The sequence below is a fragment of the Alteribacillus bidgolensis genome (assembly GCF_002886255.1).
GTDB lineage: Bacteria > Bacillota > Bacilli > Bacillales > Marinococcaceae > Alteribacillus > Alteribacillus bidgolensis.
Map to the genome: position 1 here is coordinate 3,638,874 of NZ_KZ614149.1, position 26,401 is coordinate 3,665,274.

General features: G+C 37.2%; 19 protein-coding genes and 2 pseudogenes. 17 read left to right on the forward strand and 4 right to left on the reverse strand.

Annotated elements, in window-relative coordinates; translation table 11 throughout:
* Positions 1-19 precede the first annotated feature (19 nt).
* Positions 20-388, forward strand: coding sequence for a YidH family protein (locus tag CEF16_RS18110; protein WP_091584437.1), 369 nt, complete (start codon positions 20-22; stop codon positions 386-388).
* Between the two features lie 143 nt (positions 389-531).
* On the opposite strand, the gene CEF16_RS18115 is transcribed toward CEF16_RS18110, so the two are convergent.
* Positions 532-2,253 carry an N-acetylmuramoyl-L-alanine amidase gene (locus CEF16_RS18115; protein WP_091584440.1) on the reverse strand — a complete coding sequence of 574 codons (1,722 nt, stop codon included), beginning with the start codon at positions 2,251-2,253 and terminating at the stop codon, positions 532-534.
* Positions 2,254-2,523: 270 nt separating this feature from the next.
* Between CEF16_RS18115 and CEF16_RS18120 the strand changes: the two are divergent.
* Positions 2,524-3,626 (forward strand): annotated as a pseudogene (locus tag CEF16_RS18120) (alcohol dehydrogenase catalytic domain-containing protein).
* A 51-nt stretch (positions 3,627-3,677) separates the two neighbouring features.
* On the opposite strand, the gene CEF16_RS18125 reads toward CEF16_RS18120, so the two are convergent.
* On the reverse strand, positions 3,678-5,108 hold the full coding sequence (locus CEF16_RS18125) for an alanine/glycine:cation symporter family protein (RefSeq protein ID WP_091584824.1): 1,431 nt from the start codon (positions 5,106-5,108) through the stop codon (positions 3,678-3,680).
* 256 nt (positions 5,109-5,364) lie between these two features.
* On the opposite strand from CEF16_RS18125, the gene tlp reads away from it, so the two are divergent.
* The 7 genes from tlp (at position 5,365) to CEF16_RS18160 (ending at position 14,833) form a co-directional block, all read left to right on the forward strand.
* Positions 5,365-5,601, forward strand: a complete 237-nt coding sequence (gene tlp, locus CEF16_RS18130; protein ID WP_175488354.1) for a small acid-soluble spore protein Tlp — start codon at positions 5,365-5,367, stop codon at positions 5,599-5,601.
* Between the two features lie 368 nt (positions 5,602-5,969).
* Positions 5,970-7,436, forward strand: a complete 1,467-nt coding sequence (locus CEF16_RS18135; protein ID WP_170032082.1) for a response regulator transcription factor — start codon at positions 5,970-5,972, stop codon at positions 7,434-7,436.
* Positions 7,437-7,895: 459 nt separating this feature from the next.
* Positions 7,896-9,311 carry an APC family permease gene (locus CEF16_RS18140; RefSeq protein ID WP_170032085.1) on the forward strand — a complete coding sequence of 472 codons (1,416 nt, stop codon included), beginning with the start codon at positions 7,896-7,898 and terminating at the stop codon, positions 9,309-9,311.
* Between the two features lie 163 nt (positions 9,312-9,474).
* On the forward strand, positions 9,475-10,857 hold the full coding sequence (locus tag CEF16_RS18145; RefSeq protein WP_091584451.1) for an aminotransferase family protein: 1,383 nt from the start codon (positions 9,475-9,477) through the stop codon (positions 10,855-10,857).
* Between the two features lie 38 nt (positions 10,858-10,895).
* Entirely contained in the window at positions 10,896-12,377 is a 1,482-nt protein-coding gene (locus CEF16_RS18150) for an aldehyde dehydrogenase family protein (RefSeq protein WP_091584454.1), read from the forward strand.
* Between the two features lie 669 nt (positions 12,378-13,046).
* Positions 13,047-13,235, forward strand: a complete 189-nt coding sequence (locus tag CEF16_RS18155; RefSeq protein ID WP_091584457.1) for a hypothetical protein — start codon at positions 13,047-13,049, stop codon at positions 13,233-13,235.
* A 191-nt stretch (positions 13,236-13,426) separates the two neighbouring features.
* The gene (locus tag CEF16_RS18160) at positions 13,427-14,833 is read left to right on the forward strand and encodes a sodium:solute symporter family protein (RefSeq protein ID WP_170032088.1); all 1,407 of its coding nucleotides are present in this window, start codon (positions 13,427-13,429) and stop codon (positions 14,831-14,833) included.
* 135 nt (positions 14,834-14,968) lie between these two features.
* Here the strand turns inward: CEF16_RS18160 and CEF16_RS18165 are convergent, their stop codons facing one another.
* Together CEF16_RS18165 and CEF16_RS18170 are read right to left on the reverse strand one after the other, a co-directional pair.
* Positions 14,969-16,267 carry a helix-turn-helix domain-containing protein gene (locus CEF16_RS18165; protein ID WP_091584463.1) on the reverse strand — a complete coding sequence of 433 codons (1,299 nt, stop codon included), beginning with the start codon at positions 16,265-16,267 and terminating at the stop codon, positions 14,969-14,971.
* A gap of 22 nt (positions 16,268-16,289) precedes the next feature.
* Positions 16,290-17,588, reverse strand: a complete 1,299-nt coding sequence (locus tag CEF16_RS18170) for a hypothetical protein (RefSeq protein WP_091584466.1) — start codon at positions 17,586-17,588, stop codon at positions 16,290-16,292.
* A 275-nt stretch (positions 17,589-17,863) separates the two neighbouring features.
* On the opposite strand from CEF16_RS18170, the gene CEF16_RS18175 reads away from it, so the two are divergent.
* The 8 genes and pseudogenes from CEF16_RS18175 to hutU all read left to right on the forward strand — a co-directional run bounded on the left by CEF16_RS18175 (position 17,864) and on the right by hutU (position 26,385).
* On the forward strand, positions 17,864-18,346 hold the full coding sequence (locus tag CEF16_RS18175) for a flavin reductase family protein (RefSeq protein ID WP_170032091.1): 483 nt from the start codon (positions 17,864-17,866) through the stop codon (positions 18,344-18,346).
* Between the two features lie 18 nt (positions 18,347-18,364).
* Complete coding sequence (locus tag CEF16_RS18180; RefSeq protein WP_091584473.1) at positions 18,365-19,828, forward strand: 4-hydroxyphenylacetate 3-hydroxylase family protein; 1,464 nt, start codon at positions 18,365-18,367, stop codon at positions 19,826-19,828.
* Between the two features lie 26 nt (positions 19,829-19,854).
* Positions 19,855-20,400, forward strand: coding sequence for an FAD synthetase (locus CEF16_RS18185; protein ID WP_091584475.1), 546 nt, complete (start codon positions 19,855-19,857; stop codon positions 20,398-20,400).
* Between the two features lie 45 nt (positions 20,401-20,445).
* Positions 20,446-20,874 (forward strand): RidA family protein, encoded by a 429-nt coding sequence (locus tag CEF16_RS18190; RefSeq protein WP_091584478.1) that lies wholly within the window; start codon positions 20,446-20,448, stop codon positions 20,872-20,874.
* A 27-nt stretch (positions 20,875-20,901) separates the two neighbouring features.
* Complete coding sequence (locus CEF16_RS18195; RefSeq protein WP_091584480.1) at positions 20,902-21,588, forward strand: DUF1028 domain-containing protein; 687 nt, start codon at positions 20,902-20,904, stop codon at positions 21,586-21,588.
* A gap of 1 nt (position 21,589) precedes the next feature.
* The gene (locus tag CEF16_RS18200) at positions 21,590-22,852 is read left to right on the forward strand and encodes a M20 family metallo-hydrolase (RefSeq protein WP_245917917.1); all 1,263 of its coding nucleotides are present in this window, start codon (positions 21,590-21,592) and stop codon (positions 22,850-22,852) included.
* Positions 22,853-23,021: 169 nt separating this feature from the next.
* A pseudogene (aspA, locus tag CEF16_RS18205) lies at positions 23,022-24,461 on the forward strand (aspartate ammonia-lyase).
* A 259-nt stretch (positions 24,462-24,720) separates the two neighbouring features.
* The gene (gene hutU, locus CEF16_RS18210; protein WP_091584484.1) at positions 24,721-26,385 is read left to right on the forward strand and encodes a urocanate hydratase; all 1,665 of its coding nucleotides are present in this window, start codon (positions 24,721-24,723) and stop codon (positions 26,383-26,385) included.
* The last annotated feature ends 16 nt before the right edge of the window (positions 26,386-26,401 follow it).

Consider the following 26,401-nt stretch of genomic DNA (forward strand, 5'->3'; position numbering starts at 1 on the left):
TTGGAAGGGTGTGATTGAAATGGCTGAAAAAGATAAACAAACAGTAGATTCTCTATACATACAGCAGCACCTTGCCAATGAAAGAACATATTTAGCTTGGATTCGTACATCGATTGCGATTATGGGGGTAGGTTTTTTTGCTACGAGTCTTCATTTTACAACTCCTTTAAGCAACTACTACGAAGAATTTATGGCAATTTTAATTAGTATCATTGCCTTTCTTATTAATGCGGTCATTATTACGGTTTCTACTTACATTTATTTAAAAAACAGAAAAACGATAAATACGGGGGAATATCGCGCATCCAACATTGCAATTATTTTTACAAGTATATTAATGACACTTATTTTAGCACTATTGTTGACGTATTTTCTGACCTTCAATTGAAAGAGTACTTTTCCCTTCAAGACAAAATTTATTTACACAAAAAGCATGCCCCTGAAATTTAATAGCGGGCATGCTTCATAATGCTTGTACATTTTTAAAATGTTGTCAAAGTAAAACGGCAGCATTTGCCAATTTTTTGCATTTTACCAGTCATAGTAATTGACAATACCGTCGTAGACAGCATCAGCTGCTTTTTCTTCATAGTTTGGCTGTTTCATCCGTTCTGCGTCTTGTGTGTTAGTGAGAAAACCTAGTTCGATCAACGTACTTGGCATCGTTGTGTTTTTAATGACATAAAATCCTGCTTCGGCTACTCGTCTATCATTCATCTTGGTTTGCGACACTAGTTCATCCTGAATAGATTCAGCCAATGCCTTGCTTTCTGCTGCTTTGGAATCGTTATTATAAAATGTTTCAGCTCCTTCAGCTGCTGGGCTGGCTGCATTTGCATGAATGCTTACGAATGAATCGGCATCAGCTTCTTCTGCTATTTCTACTCGCTCACTTAGCTCTAAAAATGTATCATCGTGTCGGGTCATCACAACATTGACATCATCTTTTTCTAATCTTTCTTCCACTTCAAGTGCTACATCTAATACGATTTCCTTTTCAACAAGTCCATTAGCAGAAGCACCATTGTCATGGCCTCCGTGTCCAGCGTCAATAACGATGGTTTTATCAGTAAGGGTGCTTTCACCTGGTACTTTTTCTTGAAGGTAATAACGGTGAACATATCCTTGTTCCCCATTATAATCAACTAACGCCCAGTCCGCGTTAACATGTTCATAAACATCTATGATATCGCCTGCATCAAGTTTTCCGATTTTGTCACTATCTGCATCAGCCGCTGACCTGATATTTAAGTCAGACACCATTGCTTTCGCTTCAGCGATAATTTGATTATCGTGTGATGAGGAAGACTGGTCTCCTGACTCCTCTGATTGATCTGTCTCTTCTGGTTCATCGGTTTCATCTGGCTCTTCTGATTTGACGTCATCGGCTTTTTCTATGTAGCTATGATAAACATATAACCATTCATTATTGTGTTCTGTTTTAAGCCATTCGCCGTTTTTTTCATAAATATCAATCGTTGTGCCATCTTCAAACTCTGTGACTGTATTATAGTCCATTCCTGGACCGCTTCGTGCATTCAACGTGTCCTCAACATTCACTTCTCCTTCAAAAAGAATATTATCATCTTGTAATTCTTCTTTTGAAGGTTGTTCTTCTACTTGTTCTTTCTCACCAAGATTTTCTTCCATTGCTCTTGCCAAATAGGCTGAAACTTCTGCCCTTGTAGCATTTTCATTTGGTCTGAAGTTATTTTCGTCTTCAATTATTCCATTTTCTGCTAATGTGGCTATGTATCCTTTTGCCCAAAACTCAGCCGAAATATCTTCAAACTGTACGTCTCTGTCGTTGTTCTCTGCTTCTTCGCCGAAAAAGGCTCGTCCTATAATTGCTGCAACTTGAGCACGTTCAATATTTCCATTTGGATCAAAACGACCATCTTTTTTTCCAGTGAACACTTCTAGTTCAGCAGCTCGTTCAATATGTTTAAATGCCCAAAATTCTGTGTTCACATCTGAAAATGTCGGCGAATCTGGAGTGCGGATGGTACCTGAGCTCAAAGCATTGGACATCATTTTCGCTGCTTGAGCACGAGCAACTTCTTCTTCTGGACCAAAATCTCCTGACTCACGTCCATCTACTATACCTTCTTCAGCTAGATAAGAAATTTCTTCTTTAGCCCAGTAGTCTGCTCCCACATCATTAAAGGCTTCAGCGTGATCTATGTTTGCTGTAGATAAAAAGGAAACGGAAACTACGGCCGTTAAAATTGAATATGTAATTTTTTTCCTCAAAACGACAAAATCCTCCCCTCATTCTCTTTCATTGAAAAATTACGGCAATATTCTCCATTTTTTTCACCTGTGCCTAGGATACCATGTGATAGTTTTATAGACTAGATATTCTGAAACTTTTACATAAATTGAGCAAAAAATAACATAATTTTTATAGGAAATGTTATGTTTTACCTCTATTTACAAAAATAGGTAGTTTCCTGTGTTTAAGGTTATTAGATAAAAGGTAATGCCGTTCATAAAAAGAGTAGAAAGGCGTGTGTAACGGTCATGCAAGCTGTAACTTTTCAAAGTAAAAATAACATGAAGGTAAAGCAAGTAGAAGATCCTTCTATTCAAGAAAAAGACGATATGATAGTGAGGATTACTGCTAGTGGAATATGTGGATCTGATTTACATTTATACAAAGGCGGCATACCTTTGCCGGATTATATAGTGGGGCATGAACCAATGGGCATTGTAGAAGAAACTGGACCTGAGGTCAAAAATATAAAGAAAGGCGACCGTGTTGTTATTCCTTTTAATATTAGCTGTGGGGAGTGTCATTACTGCAAAAACCAAATGAAAAGCCAATGCGATAACTCCAACCCTCATGCGGATAACGGCGGTTTATTCGGATATTCCAAACAGATGGGTGACTATCCAGGCGGACAAGCAGAATATTTAAGAGTACCTTTTGCTGAATTTACCTCATTTGTTGTTTGAGAAAGCAGTGAACTAGAAGATGAAAGTCTATTATTCTTATCTGATGTGATTCGAACACAGCGGGGTAAAACAAGGTGACACAGTGGTTGTGCTCGGCTGCGGGCCAATTGGATTAATGGCTCAAAATTTGCATGGGTGAAAGGCGCAGCTAGAGTTATCGCCGTAGATCAAGTACCTCATAGGCTTGAGCATGCTAAGCCAATAACGTAGAAACGTACAATTTTGGTGAACATGACGAAATAGGATCTCTTTTGCATGAAAATACGAAAGGAGGAGCAGACGTCGTCATTGACTGTGTAGGAATGGACGGAACTGTCCCTCCGAGTAAAAAGCACGGTTCTGAAGGAGACAATCAATTTGGTACGATCAGTCCAATTGTCACTGCCTCTCAGGCCGTTGGCAAATTTGGGACCGTACAATTAACCGGTGTGTACGGGACGGAAGCGAACAACTTTCCTCTTGGTGACTTTCTTTACAAGAAATGTTTCTTTAAAAATGGGGCAAGCCCCTGTCATTCACTTGATGAAATTGTATGAGATGGTGGAAAATAAAGAATTCGACCCAACAGATATCATTACTCACAAAATGCCGCTTGCAGAGGCAGATGAAGCGTACCGCATTTTTGACAAAAAGAAGACGGTAATATAAAAGTGGTGTTAAAACCGTAATAAAAGAGAAGGGAAGCCGCAAATGGTTTCCCTTCAGGCATGTTAAAATGCTTATTCCTGCTCTGAACGTTTAGGTTTTTTATCCCAAGCTTCGATATTATTTAAACCTGGAATGCTGTCCTTATAAAAAACAGGATCTTTCCCTAACTTACGCTGTTGTTGATAATCTTCAAGGGCAGAGACAGCAATTTTGGTGAGCAAGGCTGCAGCTATGAGGTTTACTAATGCCATGGATCCCATGAATACATCAGCAAGGGCCCATATGATTTCTAGTTCACTCATCGCACCTACCATTACCATGATTAAAAAAGCGACCCGGAATGCTTGAACATAGGCAGGATTTTCAGAGATAAATTCAATATTTGCTTCCCCGTAATAATAATTTCCGAGAAGGGAACTAAAGGCAAAAAAGAAAATAGCGATCGTAACGAATACTTGTGCCCAGTCTCCTAAATGAGTATTTAAGGCAAGCTGTGTCAATTGTATTCCATCCGATTCACTTGACGTATGGACGCCGGCTAAAATAATAAGAAACGCAGTCGAGCTGCAAATAATTAACGTATCTGTAAAAACACCAAGTGTCTGAACCAGGCCTTGTTTTACGGGATGACTAACATGAGCAGTAGCAGCAGCATTTGGTGCACTACCCATACCGGCTTCATTAGAAAACAATCCTCGCTGAACACCATTCATAATCGCTGCTCCTAAGCCGCCCCCAGCAATTTCTTGTAATCCAAAAGCATTACTAACAATGAGAGAAAAGACTTCAGGTAAAGCCCCGATATTAAAAAACATCACTACCAATGAGACGATGATATAAATAATAGCAAAAAACGGAACAACAAATTCAGATACTACCGCAATACGGCGTATACCACCAAAAATAATGATACCAATCAAAACAGCAATAGTACTCCCAACCCAAAAAGGACTAATATCATAAGCGCCAGTAAAGGCTTGAGAAATAGTATTGGTTTGTACGGCGTTAAATATTAAACCAAAGCATAAAGTAATAAGAATGGCAAATAATACCCCCATCCAGCGCATGCCGAGTGCTTTTTCCATATAGTAAGCCGGTCCGCCGCGGAAGCCGTCCTTATCTTTCACTTTATACATTTGAGCGAGTGTACTTTCCACAAAGCCAGTAGCTGCACCTACTAGGGCAATCATCCACATCCAAAAAATTGCTCCAGGCCCTCCAGCAGTGATAGCTAAAGCCACCCCCGCTAAATTTCCTGTTCCTACGCGGGCTGCTGTACTAATAGTAAAAGCTTGAAATGGAGTAGTGCCTTTCTTTTTTTTGAAATCGGTGCGGTCCGTTCCTTGAACCAAAAGCATTACCATTTCTTTTACCATTCTGAATTGAACAAAACGCGTTTTTACTGTGAAAAATACACCCAAAAACAATAACAATCCAACAAGAATGTACGTCCATAAGATTTTATTACTAAGATCTACAACGTCACCAAGCCATGTATCCATGGTCAGCCAAGTGTCCACAAAATCACTCCTTAAAAAAAGCCTAGTTTAAAAAATATAAAGGAAAGGGTATACAATTGAAAGAATGAAAAAAGTGCGTGTGAAAATCAAGTGCAAATATGATTTTCCTATTAAGATTTGGTAATTAAAAGGTTTTATCAATTGCGGATGAGTATTAACAAACTTTTCACATTTATCTTTTCATACCCTTCCTTTTTCTGAGGCATACTAAACTTCAAAAGAAAAGGAGGGAATGAATTTGGAAAAGCCTAAACCAGATGATCGTTCTAACAACGCAGAAAGAATTGAAAATAATATTGGGCACACGCTGCAAAATATGAATGAGGCGAGAGACTTTGAAAAAGCTCACGCTGAGGAACTGAGTCAAGAAGATAAGCAGCAGATTGAAGAGAAAAACCAACGTCGTGAAAGAGCAATAGAAGGCATGCGTGAAGAAATCAAAGATGAAGTAAACGATCAGCAGAACAACTCGTAAAAACGGACAGGCATAAAGGTGTATATCACCTTTATGCCTGTATATGTTTTTTATTTTTGGATCTATTTATCTTTGCAAAAAAACCTTTTATTAATATCTGCCCTCGAGGTAATCAAGGCCTTCTATTATGGGAGTACTTAGGTATTCTCTTCATCCAAATCTTCTTTTTTTATTATTGTTCCATCTCTATAGCTGAATCATTTAAATATTATCTTCATAAATCCACTTATTTGTATTTCTTGTCGGGAATCGTTTATAATAGCTTAATTATAAATATAAAACCTCCCTTAGACTTCATCTTTTGTCTACTAGAACCCTCCACGTTCAACTATTCAGCTGTACAATTAACTTAATAATTCTATATGGGGGTGGGGAAAATATATAAGTTATTAATTTCTGACCGTGATAAGCAAGAAGTTCTAGGAATTCAATGGTTTATTTCCAAATATTCTTTACCCATCTCAACTATTCGAACAGCCTACCATTTATCGGATTTGTTAGATGATCTAGAGAACTCTGTACCTGACATTGTATGTATTGAATTAGATATGATTGGAGAAGACAAATGGGAAATATTTAAATTTCACATTAACAGATATACAAAGCAGGTTATTGCACTTACTGCAGAGCCGACTTTTGAGCGAGCTATGCAGGCAATGGATCTTCAAGCATTAGATCTGTGGGTGAAGCCGCTTGCTCCGCCTAGTGTTAAACATTCCTTGCAGCAAGCTATAAGAAATCTTTCTAATTACTCTAAAGAGGTACATTCCGAATTAACAAAGCCATCGGTGGACTATGAATCATTGTTTATTGAAGATCGCAATCCTTATCCCTACCCTGTTTATTTATTGAAAACAGAGTATGTAAATGATTTAACCTATTTACGTAAATTTATAGAACAATTTGATTTTTACTTTGAACCATCAGTTTTCTCGACAAGTGATCGGATTGTACTTGTATTTCATCACGAGTTTACGGAGACAGTCACGCAGGCTCAGCGCTTTTTGCGGGAATGGGAGCTAAAGGCAGGAAGTCCGTTAGCTATTGTTGTACATTCGCAAAGTGGTGAAGAATCGCTTCACCAGATTTATTTAAAGCTGCGAAAAGTAATGGAAACTACTTTTTTTACTGGGTATCAACAGGTATTTGAGACAAAACGTTTTCATACTTGGAAAGATATGGACCCCTTTTTAACAATGGAAGATCAAAGAAAATGGGTTTATATGTTAGAAGAAGCGAGAGGAAATGATATTAAAAAGTGGATGTACGAAGAGTTTTTTGATTTGGCGCCGCCATACCCCGAGCCCGGATTGCTGCGAACACGTTTAACAAGTATTCTTGCACAAATACGGCGGTTTATGAATCGAAATGGAATGAATAGTAAAGATCGTGAAGAATACTACAAGAATGTGTTTGATAAAATTTTATATAGTCCTGTGCTCTACCGTATTGTTCAGGACATTATTCTTTTTTCAAACTACCTTGTCCAGTCTATGGAGGAACAGCCTTCTCAAGTGAAGGGAGATGCAGTAGAAGCAGCGGTTTCGTATATGGAGAAAAATTTCACTGATTCAAAATTGGATTTAAAGACAGTGGCTGCTTATGTAGGGCGGAGTCCTTCCTATCTCAGTCATTTACTTTCAAATAAATATAACCGCTCTTTCCGTGACCTTCTGTTATCCATGCGTATTCAAAAAGCAAAAGAGCTCCTTTCCTCGGATGAAAGTGTTCAAAATATTGCTCGCTCTATAGGCTTCAACAACCCAAATTATTTCAGTCGCGTGTTTAAAGAATACACCGGACAAACACCGAGAGAATATAGGCGTTTCCATTAGTTTTTTAAAAGTGAAAATGAGAAGAAAAAAGAAACCCCGTGACATCATTTAAAGGTGTTACGGGGGAATTTTAGGCCTCTTTAACGCCAGAAAATGCAGGTTTAGGTACATCATATTAGGATAAACAAAATTTTATGTCTTATGGAATTCGTGACTGGACAGGTTTTAATAAACACATCAAATGGGCGCCTAAGTATATGATCGCCCGCTAATATTCAGCGGCAAATAAATAAAGAAATTTCTGAATATTAATTGACAGCGCGAAAGACAAACGGTATATTTTATTTAAGGAATATATTAAGAATTAATCCTTAAATAATTCGGTTAATTTTCCTTGTAAAGGAGGTGTATATAGGTGTGAAAAAAATTAAGTATTCTGTTGCGTTGGAACAACAGGCTGGAAAGGGTCCAAATTGATACATTCGTTCATTCTAAAACAAAATAGGGGGGATAAAACAATTGACTAACCAATTAAAAAGATCTTTAGGGTTATGGGCTGCAGTTGCAGCTGCTGTTGGAATTGTAGTTAGTTCAAGTGCCATGGTGTCGTTAGGAGAGGGTTTTGGTATTGGCGGTCAAGGATTTATATTTGCTATGGTTTTTGCACTGGTATTAAACCTTTGTGTCGCATTTACCTTTGCTGAGCTTTCAGGAATTCTTCCTCGTGCTGGGGGTTTAAACCGATACACTCTTCCTGCAATGGGATCATTTATAGGGATGATTGCTGTTATTAGTGGTTATGTACTTGTAACGATATTTGCTGGAAGTGCAGAAGCTGGAATAGCAGGGCTTGTATTTAGTGAAGTGTTTTCAATAGAAATTAATTCTACCATTATCTCCATTAGTGCTGTTGTTATTTTAGGTTTGGTTAACATATTCGGAGTTAAATTTTTTAGTTGGACGCAAATAGTATTAACAACTCTTTTAATCGCTTCAACAGTAATTCTTGGGATTATAGGACTAACAGGTATAGGGTCTGGAGAACCGTTGTCATATTCACTGGATTTCAATCCTATGGGCTGGGGAGTATTAAGTTTGACTGCACTGGCATTTTGGCTTTTTGTAGGAATCGAATTTGTAACTCCGCTGGCCGAAGAAATAAAAAAGCCAAAAGTTTATATACCACTATCAATGGTTTTAGGATTGGGGATTATTTTTGCTGCAGATTTGCTTTTTGGATTTGCTGCCATTAAGTACGTATCATTAAATAATTTAGCAGAGTCTGCATCCCCTCACGTAGTTGCGGCTGAAGCTATTTTAGGACAAACAGGGTTGATGTGGATGGGGATCGTCACGGTTCTTGCCACAGCAAGTACTTTAAATACCCTTATTAGTGCAATATCGCGTATGCTTTTTGCGATGGGGCAAGAAGGAGAAATGCCAAAAGTTTTTAGCAGCCTTAACCGGTGGGGTGCTCCTTGGGCAGCTATCTTTTTCCTATGCATTCTTTTTGTTTCATTCTTACTTATAGGGATAACTAACAGTTCTTCCATAACAACCTTCATTTTAGCTGGGTGCTTGTGCTGGATGATTGCGTATATAGTTGCTCACTTGAACGTAATCATATTGCGATTTAAATATCCAAATGTAAAAAGAGGATTCAAATCTCCTTTTGGAATTACTTTTCAGGTTCTCGGTATAACAGGGATGCTTTATATTATCTTTAACATATTTCCCGATCCTGAAATAAAAGCTCAAATTTATAAGTATACAATTGTATTTTTAGCTATAACAGTAATTTATGCTATATGGTGGATAAAGTTTGTAATGAAAAAAAAGTTGTTCGAGACCATCCCTTTAGAAGATTTACTGGATGAATCTTCCACAGAGATTGAAAACGAGTCTCCAGATGCTAAAGAGAACTTTAATATTTAAAAGATCAACGCTTATTTTTTTATTTCAAAATTTTTAAAAATAACAACATTTTTCATTGACAGAAGTCAAAAAATTCTGTATATATTAATTTAGGAATATATCCTTAATAGTTCCTTTTATAAAATTTAATTATTATTTACTCAAAATTTGGGAGGTCTGAATTATGGCTGTCTATCAAACATCTTTACAAATTGAAAACTTAAATGGATTAGATAAGAAATATTACTTACATCCAACAACTGTACCAAAAAAGTTTATCGAAGAAGGACCGAAAATTACTTTCCATAAAGGAGATGGAGTCTATGTCACCGACGTAAAAGATGACACTTATATCGACGGCGTTTCGATGCTTTGGAATGTTAACTTAGGGCATGGGCAGAAGGAACTGGCAAAGGCCGCATATGAGCAGATGAATACTCTTGCTTACAGCTCATCGTTCTATGGTTATTCTAATGAAAAAGCTGTACGCTTGGCCGAAAAAGTAGTCTCCTTAGCTCCTGGTGATTTAAGTGCAGTTTTTTTCACATCTGGAGGTTCAGAATCAAATGATACGGCCTTTAAACTAGCACGATTTTATTGGCATTTGAACGGACGCAAAAATAAGAAAAAAATTATTTCGATCAACCGTAGTTACCATGGTGCAACGATAGCTGCAGGATCAGCTACTGGTATAGATGCTTTCCACAACTTTGCTGGCTCAAAAGATATAGACATTATACAAGCTAAATCACATTTGACTAATTGTGAGTTAGGCGATAAAAGTGATCCGAATTATGAAGGGTGTATTCGTGACATCATCGAAAAAGAGGGGGCAGAGTCGATTGCTGCAATTATAGTAGAACCTGTACAAGGGGCTGGTGGGATTCATATTTCACCAGAAGGTTATTTAAGAGCAGTAAAAGACCTCTGTGAAGAAAACGAGATTTTAATGATTTCTGATGAGGTTATTTGTGGATTTGGCCGTACGGGAAAGATGTTTGGAATTGATAACTGGGAAGTTGTACCTGACATTATGAGCGTGGCAAAAGGTATTACAAGTGGATATGCTCAGTTGGGCGGAGTTTTAATTAATAAAGATATCAGGGACACAGTCATTCAATATGATCAAATTTTAGGGCATGGATTTACTTATAGCGGTCATCCAACAGCTTGTGCAGTTGGTTTGAAAAATATCGAGATACTCGAACGGGATAACATTCTTAATAACGTAAACAACATGGAAAAGGAACTTATGAAAGGATTTGATTACTTATCAGATAAACACCCCCATGTAGCTAAAACAAGAACGTTAGGATTGCTTGCCGGGTTTGATTTACAAGCGGACAGGGATACAGATAAACCATTCGATGAATCAATTAGAGCAGCTTCCTTTATTGTTGAGGAATGTTTCAAACGCAAATTAATATTAAGAGCAGCTGATTTTGAAAAAGGAAAAAATATTGTTGCGATAGCTCCGCCGCTTATTGTTAATAAAGAAGAAATAGAGGAAATGATCAACATTATAGATGCAACACTTACTGATTTTAAGAAAACTCTTATTAAATAAAAGGTAAGATTATACGGATTTTCCTAGGAGGATTGTGAATGACAAACCAAATGCTTGAATTAAGTAGTAAGGTAAATAAGTTCTTAGAGGGATCAAAAAAAATGTATATTAATGGAGAGCTTGTCAAGTCCACATCTTTGCAAACATTTAACACTATTAATCCGGCCACTGGTGAAGTATTAGCATCGGTTTATGAAGCAGGGAGAAAAGATGTAGATTATGCAGTATGTGCAGCTAAAGGTGCTTTTGAAAATGGACCCTGGGCAAAGATGAGTGCCGCAGAAAGAGCAAAGTATATATTTAAATTAGCTGATCTTATTGAAGAACATCAAGAAGAGTTGGCTCAGTTAGATACACTGGATAACGGCAAGCCAATTAGTGAAATGAGAGCGGCTGATTTACCAAATACGATTGAACAATTTCGTTATTTTGCAGGGTGGGCAACGAAAAATATGGGACAAACGATACCAGTATCTCCTTCATTTTTTAATTATACCCGCCATGAGCCTGTAGGAGTTGTAGGGGCCATCATTCCCTGGAATTTCCCGATCATGATGGTTGGGTGGAAAGTGGCTCCAGCATTGGCTGCTGGTTGTACCGTCGTGTTAAAACCAGCTGAACAAACACCATTATCTGCTCTATATTTTGCAGAATTAGTTGAAAAGGCTGGTTTTCCGAAAGGAGTGGTAAATGTTGTACCGGGGCACGGAGAAATTACTGGCAACACACTTGTAGAACATCCAGATGTAAACAAAATTTCTTTTACCGGCTCAACTTCTGTAGGGAAAAAGATAATGAAACAAGCTGCTGACTCAATGAAACGATTAACACTTGAGCTTGGTGGAAAATCTCCCAATATCGTCCTTCCGGATGCAGACCTTTCAAAGACCATTCCTGGTGTTTTCGCAGGTATCATGACTAATCAGGGAGAAATTTGCAGTGCGGGATCCAGAGTCTATGTCCAAAAGGACCAGCTTGCGGAAGTGGTTTCCGGCTTAGTATCTTACGCTCAGCAAGTTAAACTGGGCAATGGGTTAGAGCAGGATACGGAAATGGGGCCTCTAGTTTCTGAAGATCAACAAAAGAGGGTATTAAACTACATTAGTAACGGAATAGAAGAAGGGGCAAAAGTGTTAGTTGGTGGTGGAAAAACGGATAAAGGATTTTTTGTAGAGCCAACGGTGTTTGTTGATGTAGAAGAAGATATGACGATTGCTCGAGAAGAAATATTTGGCCCGGTAGTTGTGGTAATGGCTTACGAAACAGTAGATGAAGTTATTGAACGAGCAAATAATTCTCCATATGGGTTAGGGGCAGGAATCTGGACAGAAAATATTAGAAATGCTCATAATATTGCTAATCGGTTGAAATCAGGAAGCGTGTGGATTAATTGTTATGATTTAGTAGACCCTGCGTCTCCTTTTGGTGGCTACAAAGAGTCCGGATTTGGAAGAGATATGGGTTCTTATGCATTAGAGAACTATACCGAAGTAAAAAGCGTTTGGGTGAATTTAGATTAATCATAAATCCTGAGAACATAATTGAATAACATAAAGGCAGGAAATCACAAAATTATCTAGAGTGTCAGAAAATGTAATGGGATGGAAGGAGATGGTAGTATTAAGTTTGCGATGTTTGTGGTTGATAGAGAAGAATAGGAATAGCTGTAATGGATGTCGGATTACCCCAAAGACGCATTAAATGAAAGCATTTTTTGTTAAAAGTAACGAAATGTTATAAAGAGATTAGTTTTTCAAGTGATAAATAAATGTCAGCTGAAACGCCAATTGTGGTGAAACAGCATATCTTTAACACCTAGCTTAAAGGATAAAGACGGATATCGTCTGTAAAAAAAACAGCGATATCCAGTTATTTTCCTCAATAGCATCAAATCGAACAGGAAGCCTTAACCATATATTTTAAGAATTAATTTAATATATCAGAAAAATCTTAATATTTATACTTTTTCTATCAATTACTAATTTTGTTTGATGATTAATCCCATAAAAATGAGCGTTCACCTTAGAATAATTATAAAGTGAACAAAATTAGATGGATATTACTGGGAATTTATTCGACGTCACAGAGATAGGTCTGTATATTCTATTTAAGGAATATATTAAGAATTACTCCTTAAATAGTTGTTTGAACATACGAATTAAGAAAATGTATAAGAGGAGGGAAAAGGTATGAATCCTTTAAAAGCATTGAGTGTTATTGTTGTTCTAGCGTCTGTTATGATATTAGGTCCTTTGCTGACAGGATCGAATATAACTATTTTCTATCTACCTTTAAATATATTTATTTTATGGATCTTATATTTAATTGTTATCCCTATCATTTGGTATTTAGTAAAGAAAGTAAAAATAGAATCGTAAGGTTTGCAATATCGAAATTAACTGAATAATAGATATTTTATTGGAAGAAAATTTAGATTATTTACAACAAAATGCTAGAAAGGATTTTGGTCCTTGCCTTTACTTTAAATTATTACTATTAGAGACTAAAGAGACTTTTGTTTCGTAAGTAAACTGAAAGTATGATATTCCTTTATAAAAGGAGGAAGCTGATGAATACAATATTGATAGTGGTTATAGTTTATTTATTAGCTATGGTTGTGATTGGGTTTTTGTACAGTAAAAAAGCTTCACAAGATGGTGAAAGTTTTTTAGTTGCCAATAGAAACATGGGATCATTCCTAGGTGGAGGTTCTCTGGCATCTACATACGCCAGTACTTCGAGCTTCTTAGGAACATTAGGAGCAATGTATGCGTTTGGAGTGGCTTTTGGTTTATGGCAAAATGCCGGGGTTCTGATTGGGTTTACCTTGGCAACTATATTTATAGCTCCCAAGTTCAGGGCTTATGGGTCACTTAGTTTTTCGCAATTTTTTGAATTAAGGTATAACAAAAAAGTACGATTTGTAAGTGCTATCGTTACTATAGTTGCTATGTTTGTCTATATAATGGCTCAATTACAAGGCGGAGCGTATGCTATACAGTATGTACTGGGAATAAACTATTGGGTAGGTGTACTTTTAATTGGAGCGGTGTTTATTTTGTATGTAGTATTAGGAGGAAGTCATTCGTCCATTATTGCAAGTTTTACCCAGTTTGTAATGATGATGATCGCAATGCTTACAGTTACTGCTGTAACCATTATAGTAGAGCCATGGGGTAATACTACTTCTCTGGCACTTGAAAATGATCCGGTAATGTTGAATTTATGGGGGAATGAAGGACCGTTTTATTCAATAAGTATATTTTTTATGATGATCTTAGGAGCAATGAGTGCCCCGCAAGTCTACCTTATGTATATGTTTTCTAAATCTAATAAAGTTGCACAAAAGAACTCTGCATTGGCTACCACCTATCTTAGTATTTTCTATTTCATTTTGTTATTGGTAGGAGTTTTTATTATCGGGAATTTCCCTAATTTAGAAAATCCAGATATGGGTTATTTTCATACACTTGACATGCTGCCAACAGTAGTAGCCGGAGTGTTTGTGGCAGCTGTTTTAGCTGCAGCTATGTCATCAACAGATGCAATGTTACTCAATGCTACTTCAGCTATCACTAATGATTTATATAGTATTATTTCAGGAAAAACTCTATCTAATAATGTAGTAGTTTTTGTTAATAGAATAGTTGCTTCCATTATAGGGATAATTGCCATTTTAGTAACGTTAAATCCACCCAATTTAATCTTATTAGTAATGGCTCTGGCACAATCTTTAATGATAGGTGCTTTCTTGATTCCTCTTGTCCTTGGTTTATGGTGGAAAAAAGCTACAGCAAAGGCCGCATTGGCAGGAATGATAGGTGGTTTTAGTGTGGCAGTTATTGCTCAATTCATTCCACTCCCCACCCCTTTTATAGGCGGACCTTTAGGCGCTTTAACTTCATTAATTCTTATGGTAATCGTTAGTCATAAAGAAAGAAAAAGTGTTTATCAGGACGCTGATATTGCACAATAAGTGCTTAATAGAATAACAAGGAGTTTTACGAATGCATCTAAAAACGAGTCGAGGGCTAGTTTTGCATAGCTTCTCTTCGACTCGTTTTGATTACTATTAGTGTTAGACGGGTAATACAGTTATATTTGTTAATAGTTAAGTTAGTCTATATATTTTTCTTGGGCGGCCTTTCGATGTCGGGACTTCTTCACCGACAATTTCTGCCAACCCTTCCTGAATTAAGCCATTTAAAATTCTTCTTGCATTACGTTGTGTCATGTTGAGCCAAGTGGAGAGTTGGGAGGCGGTAATACTATGATTTTCTGTCTTTTCTTGGACAGATAAAATTTTGTTATAGGAAGTAACGGCTACACCGCACCGCTTGAGTTTTTCAATCACCTCTGGGTCCTCTGTTCGAAAGCTGAACGAAATATTTTGTTCTTGTTTTAAAGGTCCTTCAATAGTCCCCTGCTCATCTCCGAGGAATATACAGGAATCTCCATAGTTCTCTGCATAATGAAGAGCAAGGGTTGCTTTGTTATCCGCGGATAGAGCTGTATCTCCATATCCTATACCAATATGGACGTTAAGATTAGTCAAAGATGAAATCTTCTCCATGAGTGGTTTACCCATTTGTCCTTTATTTTGAAAGCTTGACCTTGTAGAAAAGACCATAAATTGCCCCATTCCATTGGAATGGTAGGTTCCCGATATCAATTCAGCAAAATTCAGAATCTCTGCTTTTAATTTCAAATGTAATCGGTGGACTTCATATGAAATGGAATGATCATCCACTTTTTCTTCGAGTTTAGTTAAGTTGACATGCATAATAGCTATTTGCAATTGTTTAAAATGTTGTGTTTGAAATTCTAAATAAGCCTTGTCTAAGGTTTCTTTTATATTTTGTTTGGATGGAATTATTCGGAATACGGGAATGTTTTTTCTTTGCAGCTCATCATATACGGATTGAATGCTGGTAACGCAAATATCTATTTTTTTATTGGAATAGAGTTGTTCATGGTAGAAAACAATTTCGCCGGTAGTTTTTATCTCATTTTTTAATTCATAAGAATAAATTTGTTTACAAGAAATATCCAATTCTTTATATATATCATATAAAACATTTATATTTACGGAATCGTAACTGATTCTTTCTAAATTATACTGATGGTTATAGCTTATTTTAAGCATCATTTCTTTTATACTTGAACGATCAATCGATAAATGGAAAAAGAGTTGTGTTTCATTACTATTTATTGCACGGATATAAGGAGCAAGCCCTGAGAAAATCCATACATCTACTAAGTGTGCATTTTTTTTAATAATTTCTAATGTCTCCTCTTCACTTTCGTAGGGAAAGGCGTGAAGGTGAAATGTAGATTCCAATTCTTTTGTGACGTTACAGATTCTTTTTACTGAATTCTCCGGTCCTACAATACCAGCTTGTACCTTCATAATTATCCTCCATTCAAGTCACCTACTTCAAATTTAATCGGTATTTATTCCGGGGTCTTCCTTTTTTTTCCGATGGTTCGGAACCAATTACTAAGGCTAATTCAGCTTCAACCAATTCTGATAGAATGCGCCTTGCATTTCTTTCTGTCATTTGCATCCATGTAGATATATCTAAAGAGGTAATGGATTCATTATTTAACTGTTTTTGAAGGGTCATGATTTTATGAAAAGTAGAAAGAGTAACGTTACATTTTCTCAGCTTCTTCATAATATCTTCATTCGTTGATTTCTCTTCAAATATGAGGTCCTCCGGATTGTTTAAAGGGCCGTCTACTCTTCCATTAGAGTCGACTATAAAAGCAGAAAACGGTCCATAGTTTTGGCTGTAGTATAATGCAGAACGTGCATTTTCTTCTGCATTCAAAGTAGATTCTCCATATCCAATTCCTATGTTCATAGGTAAATTTATCAATAATGCGCATTTATTTAGAAGCTCTTCGATCCGGTATTGTTTTTCACTTAGTGATCCACGGGTTGAAAACGCAATAAATGTCCCCATTCCCACAGGGACAAAAGAACCTGAAATATCCTCTGCAAAACTTAAAACCAAATCTTCGAGCTTTAATTCCAATCTATTTGTATCATAATTCATTTCTTGATAATTCATCTGTTTTTTCTTCTTTTTGACTTTGATAAAAAGGATAGCAATTTGTGATTTTTTAGAATGATCAGCATCCCATTTTTGCAAGGCTGCTTGTAAATTTTCTCGAATGTTCGTTCGGCTGGGGAGGATCCGATACACTGGAATATTTTTTCTTTTTAGTTCCTCGTAAATGAACCGAAGAGCGGTTACACAAATATCTACCTTGTTTGATTGGTACATGTTCTCATGGAATAACAAATATTCCTCAAGGGGGGTACTAGATGAATATTCTTTTATTCCTAAGTGGTCTGTAGGCAATCCCAAATCTTTATAGGTTTCGATAACATTCTTTTCCGTTAAAAAATCAATGCTTAACCGACTTAGATTTTTTTGGTCGTTATACCCTATTTCCATTAGCGTTTTAATGAGACTAAATCCATCTGTTAAAAGATAAAAAAAAGGCTGTTTTGATTTGCTTTCTTCGGCAAATGGATACAGACCTGGGCCGGAAAAAATCCAAACGTCTACGTATTCATAATTGTCGTTAATAATCGACGTGGTTTCAGAAGGTTTTTTATAAATAAAAGGAACAGCTAATATTGTTTGTTTAAATTCATCGTTAATTATTTTAATTATGGAATCAACTATATCCTGCGGGCCTACAATTCCTGCTCTCATTTTTTATTTTTGCCCCCTTTTCTAATTTAAAAACTTAAATATGTACAAATGTATAGACCACGATAACGGACCATTATAACTCAGTATACCGGATTATTTTTAGACAAGTAAAGGTTTGGAAGTGCTTTGTACTTTTCTAAAAGCGATTAGAAAAAATGAAATTGTAAAATAATTTTTGAAAAAACCTTGCTATTCAGACAATTCATCATATATAATATCTTTAAAGGAATATATCCATAAATATTCCTTAAATGAAAAAGAGAGAGGTGTTGGATATGAAAGTTGACGTAGAGACGTTTAAGCAAGCTATGGGGCGCTTAGCGACTGGTGTTTCAGTTATTACCACGAAAAGTAACGATAAACAGAATTTCGGACTAACGGCTAGTTCAGTTACGTCCCTGACAGCAGAGCCGCCAATGCTCCTTGTTTGTGTTCATAAAGATACTGGCACGAGAGATGCAATTACTGAATCAGGATACTTTACCGTTCACGTACTTGGAGAAGATCAGGAAGATCTTGCTATACGATTTGCAAAACCTAATCCAGATAAATTCGCTGGGCTGCATATAAAGGAGGGGGAATTTGGTACTCCCTTACTAACTGACTATTTCGTTAGAGTTGAATGTAAAGTTGAACAAGAAGCAGTTGGTGGAACTCATTCTGTTTTCATGGGTGAAATGCTCAAAATAGATATTCAAGAAAAAGAACCATTACTTTATTTTAAGGGAGAGTTTGGGGAGTTTGTTTCAACTAAATAATCTAAAGGAGGAATACTTATGGCATTGATGACAGGAGAAGAATATAAAAAGTCATTAAATGATGGAAGAGAAGTCTATATTGACGGGGAAAAGGTTAAAAATGTGGCTGATCACCGCTCTTTTAAGCCTATAGTTGAAGCAAAAGCTAGAATGTATGATCTCGGCCATAAGCCTGAGTTTAAAGATAATACAACTACGACCCTTCCAGACGGGGAAGAAATCTGCCTCGCTTATAAGCTGCCAAAAGATAAAGAAGATTTAACAGCTATTCGAACATATGTAGATACAATCCTTGATGATTTGGGCGGTGTTGTTTATCGTGTCGGTGATGAGACCATTGGTGAGATGTGGTCCTTATACGATGCCCAGGATAAGCTCAACGAAAATGATCCCGCCTACGCAAAAAACATTAAGTATCATGTTGATCGAGTAGCAAGAGAAGATTTATTTCACGTCTCTGCTAATACAGATCCAAAGGGAGACAGAAGTAAGCTCTTTAGTGGTAAAGATGGAGGTACATTGTTACACGTAGTGGAAGAAAATGATAAGGGAATTGTTGTAAAAGGAGCCAAATTTGAAACAGCAGCTGCATACGCTCATCAAGCTTTTGTAAAGCCTACCATATTGGATTGGCAAGCTGGAGAAGAAGGTATGGCACCATTTGCTTGTGGTTTTATTTGTGACATGGGAGCTCCTGGACTAAAACACATTTGTCGGAGTCCTCTAGATACGGAAAAAAATGAAACGGATTACCCGATTTCAACAAAGTTTGACGAAATCGATACCTTGCTTATTTTTGATAACGTTCTTATTCCTTGGGAGAATGTCTTATTTCATCGTTCGTTAGAATCGGCCGCTTATATTCGTAATACGCTTCATCGTTATTCTGCGTTTAATTATGTACTCCGCGTGCTGCGTAGAGCAGACTATTTACTTGGAACAGCACTGTTAAATGTTGAACAAACCGGTCTTACAAAGTTGCAGGCTGTTAAGGAGAAAATATCCGAATTAATTAGTTATCGAGAAGGAATAAATGCACATTTAACTGCTGCAGTCGCCAATGCCGAACGTAGTCCTGGAGATTTAATGATGCCAAATCAATCGCTTCTCTATACTGGACGAATTTACGCTCTATCGCATTTTCCTGCGATGGCACATTTAACAAGGGAACTTGTTGGAGGACAGTTAGCTGTAACACCAGACTCTGTAACACTTTCGGATCCTGCTATAAAGGGTTACATTGATAAATATTATTCAGTTGGTGAAGAGTGGAGTGCTGAAGAAAGAGGGAAATTGTTGTACTTTGCTCGTGATCTTTTGAATTCTTCTTATGCTGGTCATAGAACGACGTTTGAATTGTTTGCCCAAAGTCCTCCGTTTGCTCAACAGATGGCAGCTTTTAGTAGTTTTGATATGGAACCACAGCGTGAAATGGTTAAAAAAGCAGCCAATTTAAAAACATTGGTTAGTCAAAAGAATTAATGTTTGTGGCCAAGGAGTGAAAGAGAATGAAAGTCCATACGCCCCACAACCTAGATATTTGTGCTTCGGTACTTACTATTGGAGCTTTGGACGGTGTTCATAGAGGACATCAGGCGTTGCTCTCAAAAGCAAAAATAAGAGCTGAAGAATTAGATGTACCTTTCGTTGTATATACCTTTGATCCCCCGCCAAAAGTTTTTTTTAGAAATTGTCTCTTGCTAACTACATTAGAAGAAAAATTAGAACGACTTGAAAATATGGGGGCTGACCATGTTATCGTAGGTTCATTTAATGAGTTGTTTGCAAAACAAGATATTCCGGTATTTATAAAAGAACTAAAAGAAATTTGTCCAATTGAAATTTGGGAAGGTCCTAATTTTCTTTTTGGAAAAAATAGAAAGGGAACTATCCAAACGCTTAGTCAACATTTCAACGTCAAAATTCAACCACCTGTTATATGTGAAAAAGGAGAGGTTATCTCCTCATCTCGTATCCGTCAGCTTTACAAGGAGAAAAACAGCACTCAAGCTAATCATTTACTTGGTTGGAAGAATTCACTTATAGAAATTTAAAATTATATTGTTTTGAATATTCTTAAAAAAGGGAGCGGATATACAATGGAAATTAAAAGATATCGTAAGTTTAAAACGAATAACTTTTATCCATCCGATATGGGAGAAGAATCTCATCATGTGAATAATGAATTTAGTATGGTAGTCCGTGCTGGGAATCACATTTTTATGCGAGGTCAAACAGCCTTTGACTTAAAAGGAAACTTTCATGGAGAGAATGATGTAACGGCACAGATGGAAAATGCCTGCTGTTGTGTAAAACAATTACTTGAAGAAGCCGGTGGGAAAATGGAGGATGTGTGTAAAATCACAACTTATCTCACCGACCGTTCCTATCGTAAGGAAGCTTATGCGGTTATTGCAAAACATTTTAAAGGGATTTATCCAGTTAGTACAGGTCTCGTTGTTCAGGGGCTGGCTCTTCCGGAGATGCTTGTGGAAATAGACGTAGAAGCGGTTATCAGTGATAGTTAAATAACATTATAGGAGAGGAGAAAATGTATGGATATAACAAGCACCTTTTCAGTAGCCGGAAGATGTGAAAGAACGGGGCAATTAGGACTTATAGTTACTTCTAGCAGTCCTGCTGTTGGAGCAAGGTGTGCACATATCAAACACAAAACAGGGATTGTTTTGAGTCAAAATGTAACGGATCCACGACTTGCAACTATTGGCCTTATGGTTATGGAACAAGGATTTACGGCAAATGAAGCCGTAAAAACGATGAAAGCGGCCTCTGAATATTTACAGTATCGTCAGCTGGCAGCGGTTGACACTAAAGGCAACTCTTCTGTATTTACAGGGGAGCAAGCTTTAGGAACAAATGGAGAGTTCGCTGCTCCTAATGTGGCTTGTGTTGGAAATCTTTTAAGTGATGAAATGATTCCTAAAGCCATGGGTGAGTATTATTTAGCTCATTCTGATTTAAATCTAGAAGATAGACTATATGGTGCAATGGAAAAAGGATTTCAAATGGGTGGAGAAATGGATGATGAGCGAAGCATCGCTCTGTTAACGTACACGGACGAACCTTTTCCTTTTATCGACCTGAGAGTTGATTACAGCTTAGACCCTTTGAGTGATCTAAAACAAATACTTGAGGTTTACAAACCTCAAGCCAATGATTATAAAGTTAGAGCACTTAATCCAACACAAGCTCCTTCCTACGGTGTTAAAGGGGATGAATAATTTGGAGCATGTAGATCTCAAAGGAATTAATATAAAGAGATTAATGAAAGATATAGATGATTATGCGTGCTATGGATTAAATGCACAAAACGGTATTACACGCCCTAGTTTTTCGGAAGAGGATATAAAAGTTAGGAAAAAGTTCATTCGTGAACTTAAAGCCTTAGGCCTTGAAGTAAAGGTTGATGGTGCTGCCAATATTTGGGCTAAGAAAAAAGGAAATGGAAACAAAAAAGGATCTATAGTAATCGGCTCTCATCTCGACTCGGTCCCAAACGGTGGGAAATTTGATGGACCTTTAGGCGTTCTAATGGCAAAAGAACTTTTAGTCACTTTAGAAGAACAACACATTCTTTTAGATCATGATTTAGAAATTGTCTCTTTCACTGCGGAAGAATCTAATGACTTTAACTTGTCTACCTTTGGAAGCCGGTCTTTTTCAGGAAAACTTGACGTTAATGATTTAAAACAAACTAAAGACAGCTCAGGCATAAAGGTTGTCGAAGCATTAAAAAGGGTAGGCGGTGACATTGAGGCCTATTCTGCAATGTACAAACAACATGATGAAAAGAAAGCGTTTATAGAGCTCCACATTGAACAAGGAAAACAACTCGAAGAAAAAAACACATCTATAGCTTCTGTTGCACGTATTGCTGGTATCTACAGAAACAAATTGACTGTAACAGGAGAAGCTAATCATTCTGGTGCCACAAAAATGAACACACGCATAGATGCGCTTACTGCAGCATCAGAAATGATCCTTCAGGTTGAGGAAGTCTCTCATAAGAACATAAAAGAAGTTGTTGGTACGGTTGGTAAACTAGAGGTTTCCCCAAATGCAACAAATATCATTCCTGGGCAAGTAGAGTTTACTTTGGAAATTCGAGGAAAAGGCAGTGAGAGTTCCTTTCGTAAAGTAATAGCCGATATTTTAAATCGTTGTAAAGAAATAGCAGTGAACAGAAGAGCTGATTTACAACAAGAGATCATTATGGATCAGTCTCCTATTCTTTTAGATAGAGACTTAGTAAATATATTAAATCGCTCAGCTGCGAATATAAATGAACCATGTCTTTCACTTACCAGCATGGCAGTTCATGATGCAGCACATATGGCAGCAGTAACTAAATCAGCTATGCTGTTTGTTAAAAGTGTAGATGGAAAAAGTCACTGTCCAGAAGAGTACAGTACTCCGGAAGATATTGCAATAGCGGGAAAAGTACTATTAAATTCTATCATTGATATAGATAAATTTTTAAAATAAAAGATTTGTCCTTTCATATATACCTCACTATTTATTAGGAAAAACGTCAAAAAAAATATTATTGTCATACAGAAACCATAGGTATTTAAAAAATACATTATGGTTTCTGCTTTTTGAAAATGAAACAATTCTTTGGCCTAGAAGATTGGATGAATTAAGGGGGAAAATAATGAAGAGTATAGAGGTAGATGCAGAAAAAAACACACGCTTGGAGAAAGACTTTTTAGGAGTTAAAGAAGTTCCTGAGCATGCTTATTACGGTATTCAGACCTTGCGTGCCGTTGAAAACTTTCCAATCACAGGTTATCGGATTCATGAAGAGTTAATTAAAGCATTTGCTATGATAAAAAAAGCAGCAGCTCTTGCTAATAGGGATGCCGGTCGGCTTTACAAAGACCACTGCAATGTAATTGTCGAAGCAGCAGATGAGATAATAGAGGGGAAAAGGAGCGATCAATTCATTGTGGATCCAATTCAAGGTGGTGCAGGAACATCAATAAACATGAATGTGAATGAGGTGATAGCTAATAGAGCACTCGAAATACTTGGGCACAAAAAAGGAGACTATGTCCATCTTAGTCCAAACAGTCATGTTAATATGTCCCAATCAACAAACGATGCATTCCCAACTGCTATTCACATCGCCTCTTTAAAACTATTAAAAAAACTTCTAACAACGTTAAGGGTCATGCAAGACATTCTTCTTCAAAAAGCTGTTCAGTTTGATGATGTGATTAAATTAGGACGTACACATTTACAAGATGCTGTGCCAATTCGTCTTGGACAAGAATTTAAAGCATATAGTAAGGCGTTAACACGTGACATTGAACGTATACAACAATCTTGTCAACATCTATATGAAGTAAATATGGGTGCCACTGCAGTGGGAACAGGATTGAATGCAGATCCCTATTACTGTGAAGCAATTATTAAACATTTAGGGCACATTAGTAAGTTGCCGCTTAGAAGAGCAGAACACCTCGTAGATGCGACACAAAATACTGATGCCTATACAGAAGTATCAGCTGCATTAAAAGTTTGCATGATTAATATGTCGAAAATGTCAAATGATTTACGTCTGATGGCTTCTGGTCCTCGTGCAGGGCTGGCTGAAATTTTTTTACCGGATCGTCAGCCTGGCTCGTCAATAATGCCTGGGAAGGTTAACCCAGTTCTTCCTGAAATGATAAATCAAGTTTCATTTCAAGTGATAGGTAACGATCATACCATTTGTTTAGCTTCTGAGTCTGGTTAATTCGAACTCAATGTCATGGAACCTATAATTGTTTTTAATTTACTTCAATCGATTAGTATAATGAATAATGCATGTAAGTCCTTCACGGAAAACTGTTTAAAAGGTATTGAAGCAAATAAGGAACGCTTAAAAGAGTATGTAGAAAAAAGTGTAGGAATTATTACAGCAATAAATCCTCATATTGGTTATGAAATGACATCACGTATCGCACGTGAAGCTATCTTAACAGGAAAAACAGTTCGTGAATTATGCTTACAGTTTGACATACTAACAGACTCCGAATTAAATCTTATACTAAATCCTTATGAAATGACATATCCTGGAATCGCAGGAAAAACACAAATGCAATGTTAGAGCACTTAACAATTAAACAACATATATATGAGCGATATATTTCGCTCATTTTTTTTATCTGCAACCTGTTGAGTAATTAACCTAGATTCCATATAATTTTATCTTTTCTAAATTTTGTTCTATAAAATAAAAGCGCTTTCGAATATTTTTTTATAGATATTGCATATTTTTATAGAAAATCGAAAGTTAATCATCTATTTTTTCGTTGTATCCGTTGATACCATTTAATTAATCCAAAAACGAAGAAAGGATGAATGAAATGACAAAAACAAAATACAAGCAAGTGAAACAATACACGGGATCAGATTTGAACACAAAAGGCTGGCTTCAGGAGGCAGCTCTGCGGATGTTGAACAATAACCTTCATCCAGACGTGGCAGAAAATCCAGAAGATCTCGTCGTATACGGGGGGATTGGGAAAGCTGCTCGTAATTGGGAATGTTACGAGGCGATTGTTGATACGTTGAAAACACTTGAAGATGACGAAACATTACTGGTTCAATCCGGAAAGCCCGTTGCAGTCTTTCCTTCCCATAAAGATGCCCCTAAGGTGTTGATTGCAAATTCTAATCTTGTACCGGCTTGGGCAAACTGGGAGCATTTCCATGAGCTTGATCAGAACGGCTTGATGATGTATGGACAAATGACGGCAGGAAGCTGGATTTACATTGGAAGTCAGGGGATTGTCCAAGGAACCTATGAAACGTTTGCAGAGTGTGCAAAACAGCATTTTGGTTCAGACATGAAAGGGTCAATTACGGTAACTGCAGGGCTTGGCGGCATGGGTGGAGCTCAGCCATTGGCCGTAACAATGAATGGCGGAGTGTGTATTGCAATTGAAATTGATCAACACCGAATCGATCGTCGTATCGAAACTAAATATCTAGACGTTTCGACAGATAGTTTAGAAGAAGCGGTGCGTTTAGCGAAAGAAGCAAAAGAGAATAAGCAGGCTCTTTCTATTGGATTATTGGGAAATGCAGCAGAAATTTTGCCAAAAATGAATGAATTAGGATTTATACCTGAAGTTTTAACGGACCAAACGTCCTCACATGATCCGCTCAATGGCTATGTTCCCGCGGGTATGGATTTGCAAACGGCCATTGAGCTTCGTGCTAAAGATCCAGATCGCTATATAAAGCTTTCGAAACAAACAATTGCATCTCATGTACAGGCTATGCTTGTTTTGCAAAAACAAGGAGCCGTTACATTTGATTACGGAAATAACATACGCCAGGTTGCTAAAGATGAAGGCGTTGAGAATGCTTTTAATTTTCCTGGGTTTGTGCCAGCTTATATTAGGCCGCAGTTTTGCGAAGGAAAAGGTCCATTTCGCTGGGTAGCGTTATCAGGAGATCCAGAAGATATTTATAAAACGGATGAAGTTATCTTAAGAGAATTTAGTGAAAATGAACATTTATGCAATTGGATACGTATGGCTCAAGAAAAAATTAGTTTTCAAGGACTTCCTTCCCGCATTTGCTGGCTTGGTTATGGAGAACGGGCTAAGTTTGGAAAAATCATTAATGATATGGTCGCCAGCGGGGAATTAAAGGCGCCGATTGTCATTGGGCGTGATCATCTTGATTCAGGATCTGTGGCATCTCCAAACCGGGAAACAGAATCCATGAAAGATGGCAGTGATGCAGTTAGTGATTGGCCAATTCTTAATGCGCTTATCAACAGCGTAGGCGGCGCAAGCTGGGTTAGTGTCCACCATGGCGGAGGTGTTGGCATGGGTTACTCCCTTCATGCTGGAATGGTAATCGTAGCAGATGGAACGAAAGATGCAGAAAAGCGCCTTCAACGAGTTTTAACAACAGATCCGGGAATGGGTGTGGTTCGGCATGTGGATGCTGGTTATGAACTTGCCGAAAAGACAGCTCAAAATAAAGGGATTCAAGTACCAATGCTTCGTAAATAAAAAGAGGAGGGGTAGT

What these genes read in the sequence shown, in the direction of transcription:
- CEF16_RS18110 (WP_091584437.1), top strand. Translation starts at nt 20, where the DNA reads ATGGCTGAAAAAGATAAACAAACAGTAGATTCTCTATACATACAGCAG.
- CEF16_RS18125 (WP_091584824.1), bottom strand. Translation starts at nt 5,108, where the DNA reads ATGGATACATGGCTTGGTGACGTTGTAGATCTTAGTAATAAAATCTTA.
- CEF16_RS18145 (WP_091584451.1), top strand. Translation starts at nt 9,475, where the DNA reads ATGGCTGTCTATCAAACATCTTTACAAATTGAAAACTTAAATGGATTA.
- CEF16_RS18150 (WP_091584454.1), top strand. Translation starts at nt 10,896, where the DNA reads ATGACAAACCAAATGCTTGAATTAAGTAGTAAGGTAAATAAGTTCTTA.
- CEF16_RS18155 (WP_091584457.1), top strand. Translation starts at nt 13,047, where the DNA reads ATGAATCCTTTAAAAGCATTGAGTGTTATTGTTGTTCTAGCGTCTGTT.
- CEF16_RS18160 (WP_170032088.1), top strand. Translation starts at nt 13,427, where the DNA reads ATGAATACAATATTGATAGTGGTTATAGTTTATTTATTAGCTATGGTT.
- CEF16_RS18165 (WP_091584463.1), bottom strand. Translation starts at nt 16,267, where the DNA reads ATGAAGGTACAAGCTGGTATTGTAGGACCGGAGAATTCAGTAAAAAGA.
- CEF16_RS18170 (WP_091584466.1), bottom strand. Translation starts at nt 17,588, where the DNA reads ATGAGAGCAGGAATTGTAGGCCCGCAGGATATAGTTGATTCCATAATT.
- CEF16_RS18175 (WP_170032091.1), top strand. Translation starts at nt 17,864, where the DNA reads ATGAAAGTTGACGTAGAGACGTTTAAGCAAGCTATGGGGCGCTTAGCG.
- CEF16_RS18180 (WP_091584473.1), top strand. Translation starts at nt 18,365, where the DNA reads ATGGCATTGATGACAGGAGAAGAATATAAAAAGTCATTAAATGATGGA.
- CEF16_RS18185 (WP_091584475.1), top strand. Translation starts at nt 19,855, where the DNA reads ATGAAAGTCCATACGCCCCACAACCTAGATATTTGTGCTTCGGTACTT.
- CEF16_RS18190 (WP_091584478.1), top strand. Translation starts at nt 20,446, where the DNA reads ATGGAAATTAAAAGATATCGTAAGTTTAAAACGAATAACTTTTATCCA.
- CEF16_RS18195 (WP_091584480.1), top strand. Translation starts at nt 20,902, where the DNA reads ATGGATATAACAAGCACCTTTTCAGTAGCCGGAAGATGTGAAAGAACG.
- hutU (WP_091584484.1), top strand. Translation starts at nt 24,721, where the DNA reads ATGACAAAAACAAAATACAAGCAAGTGAAACAATACACGGGATCAGAT.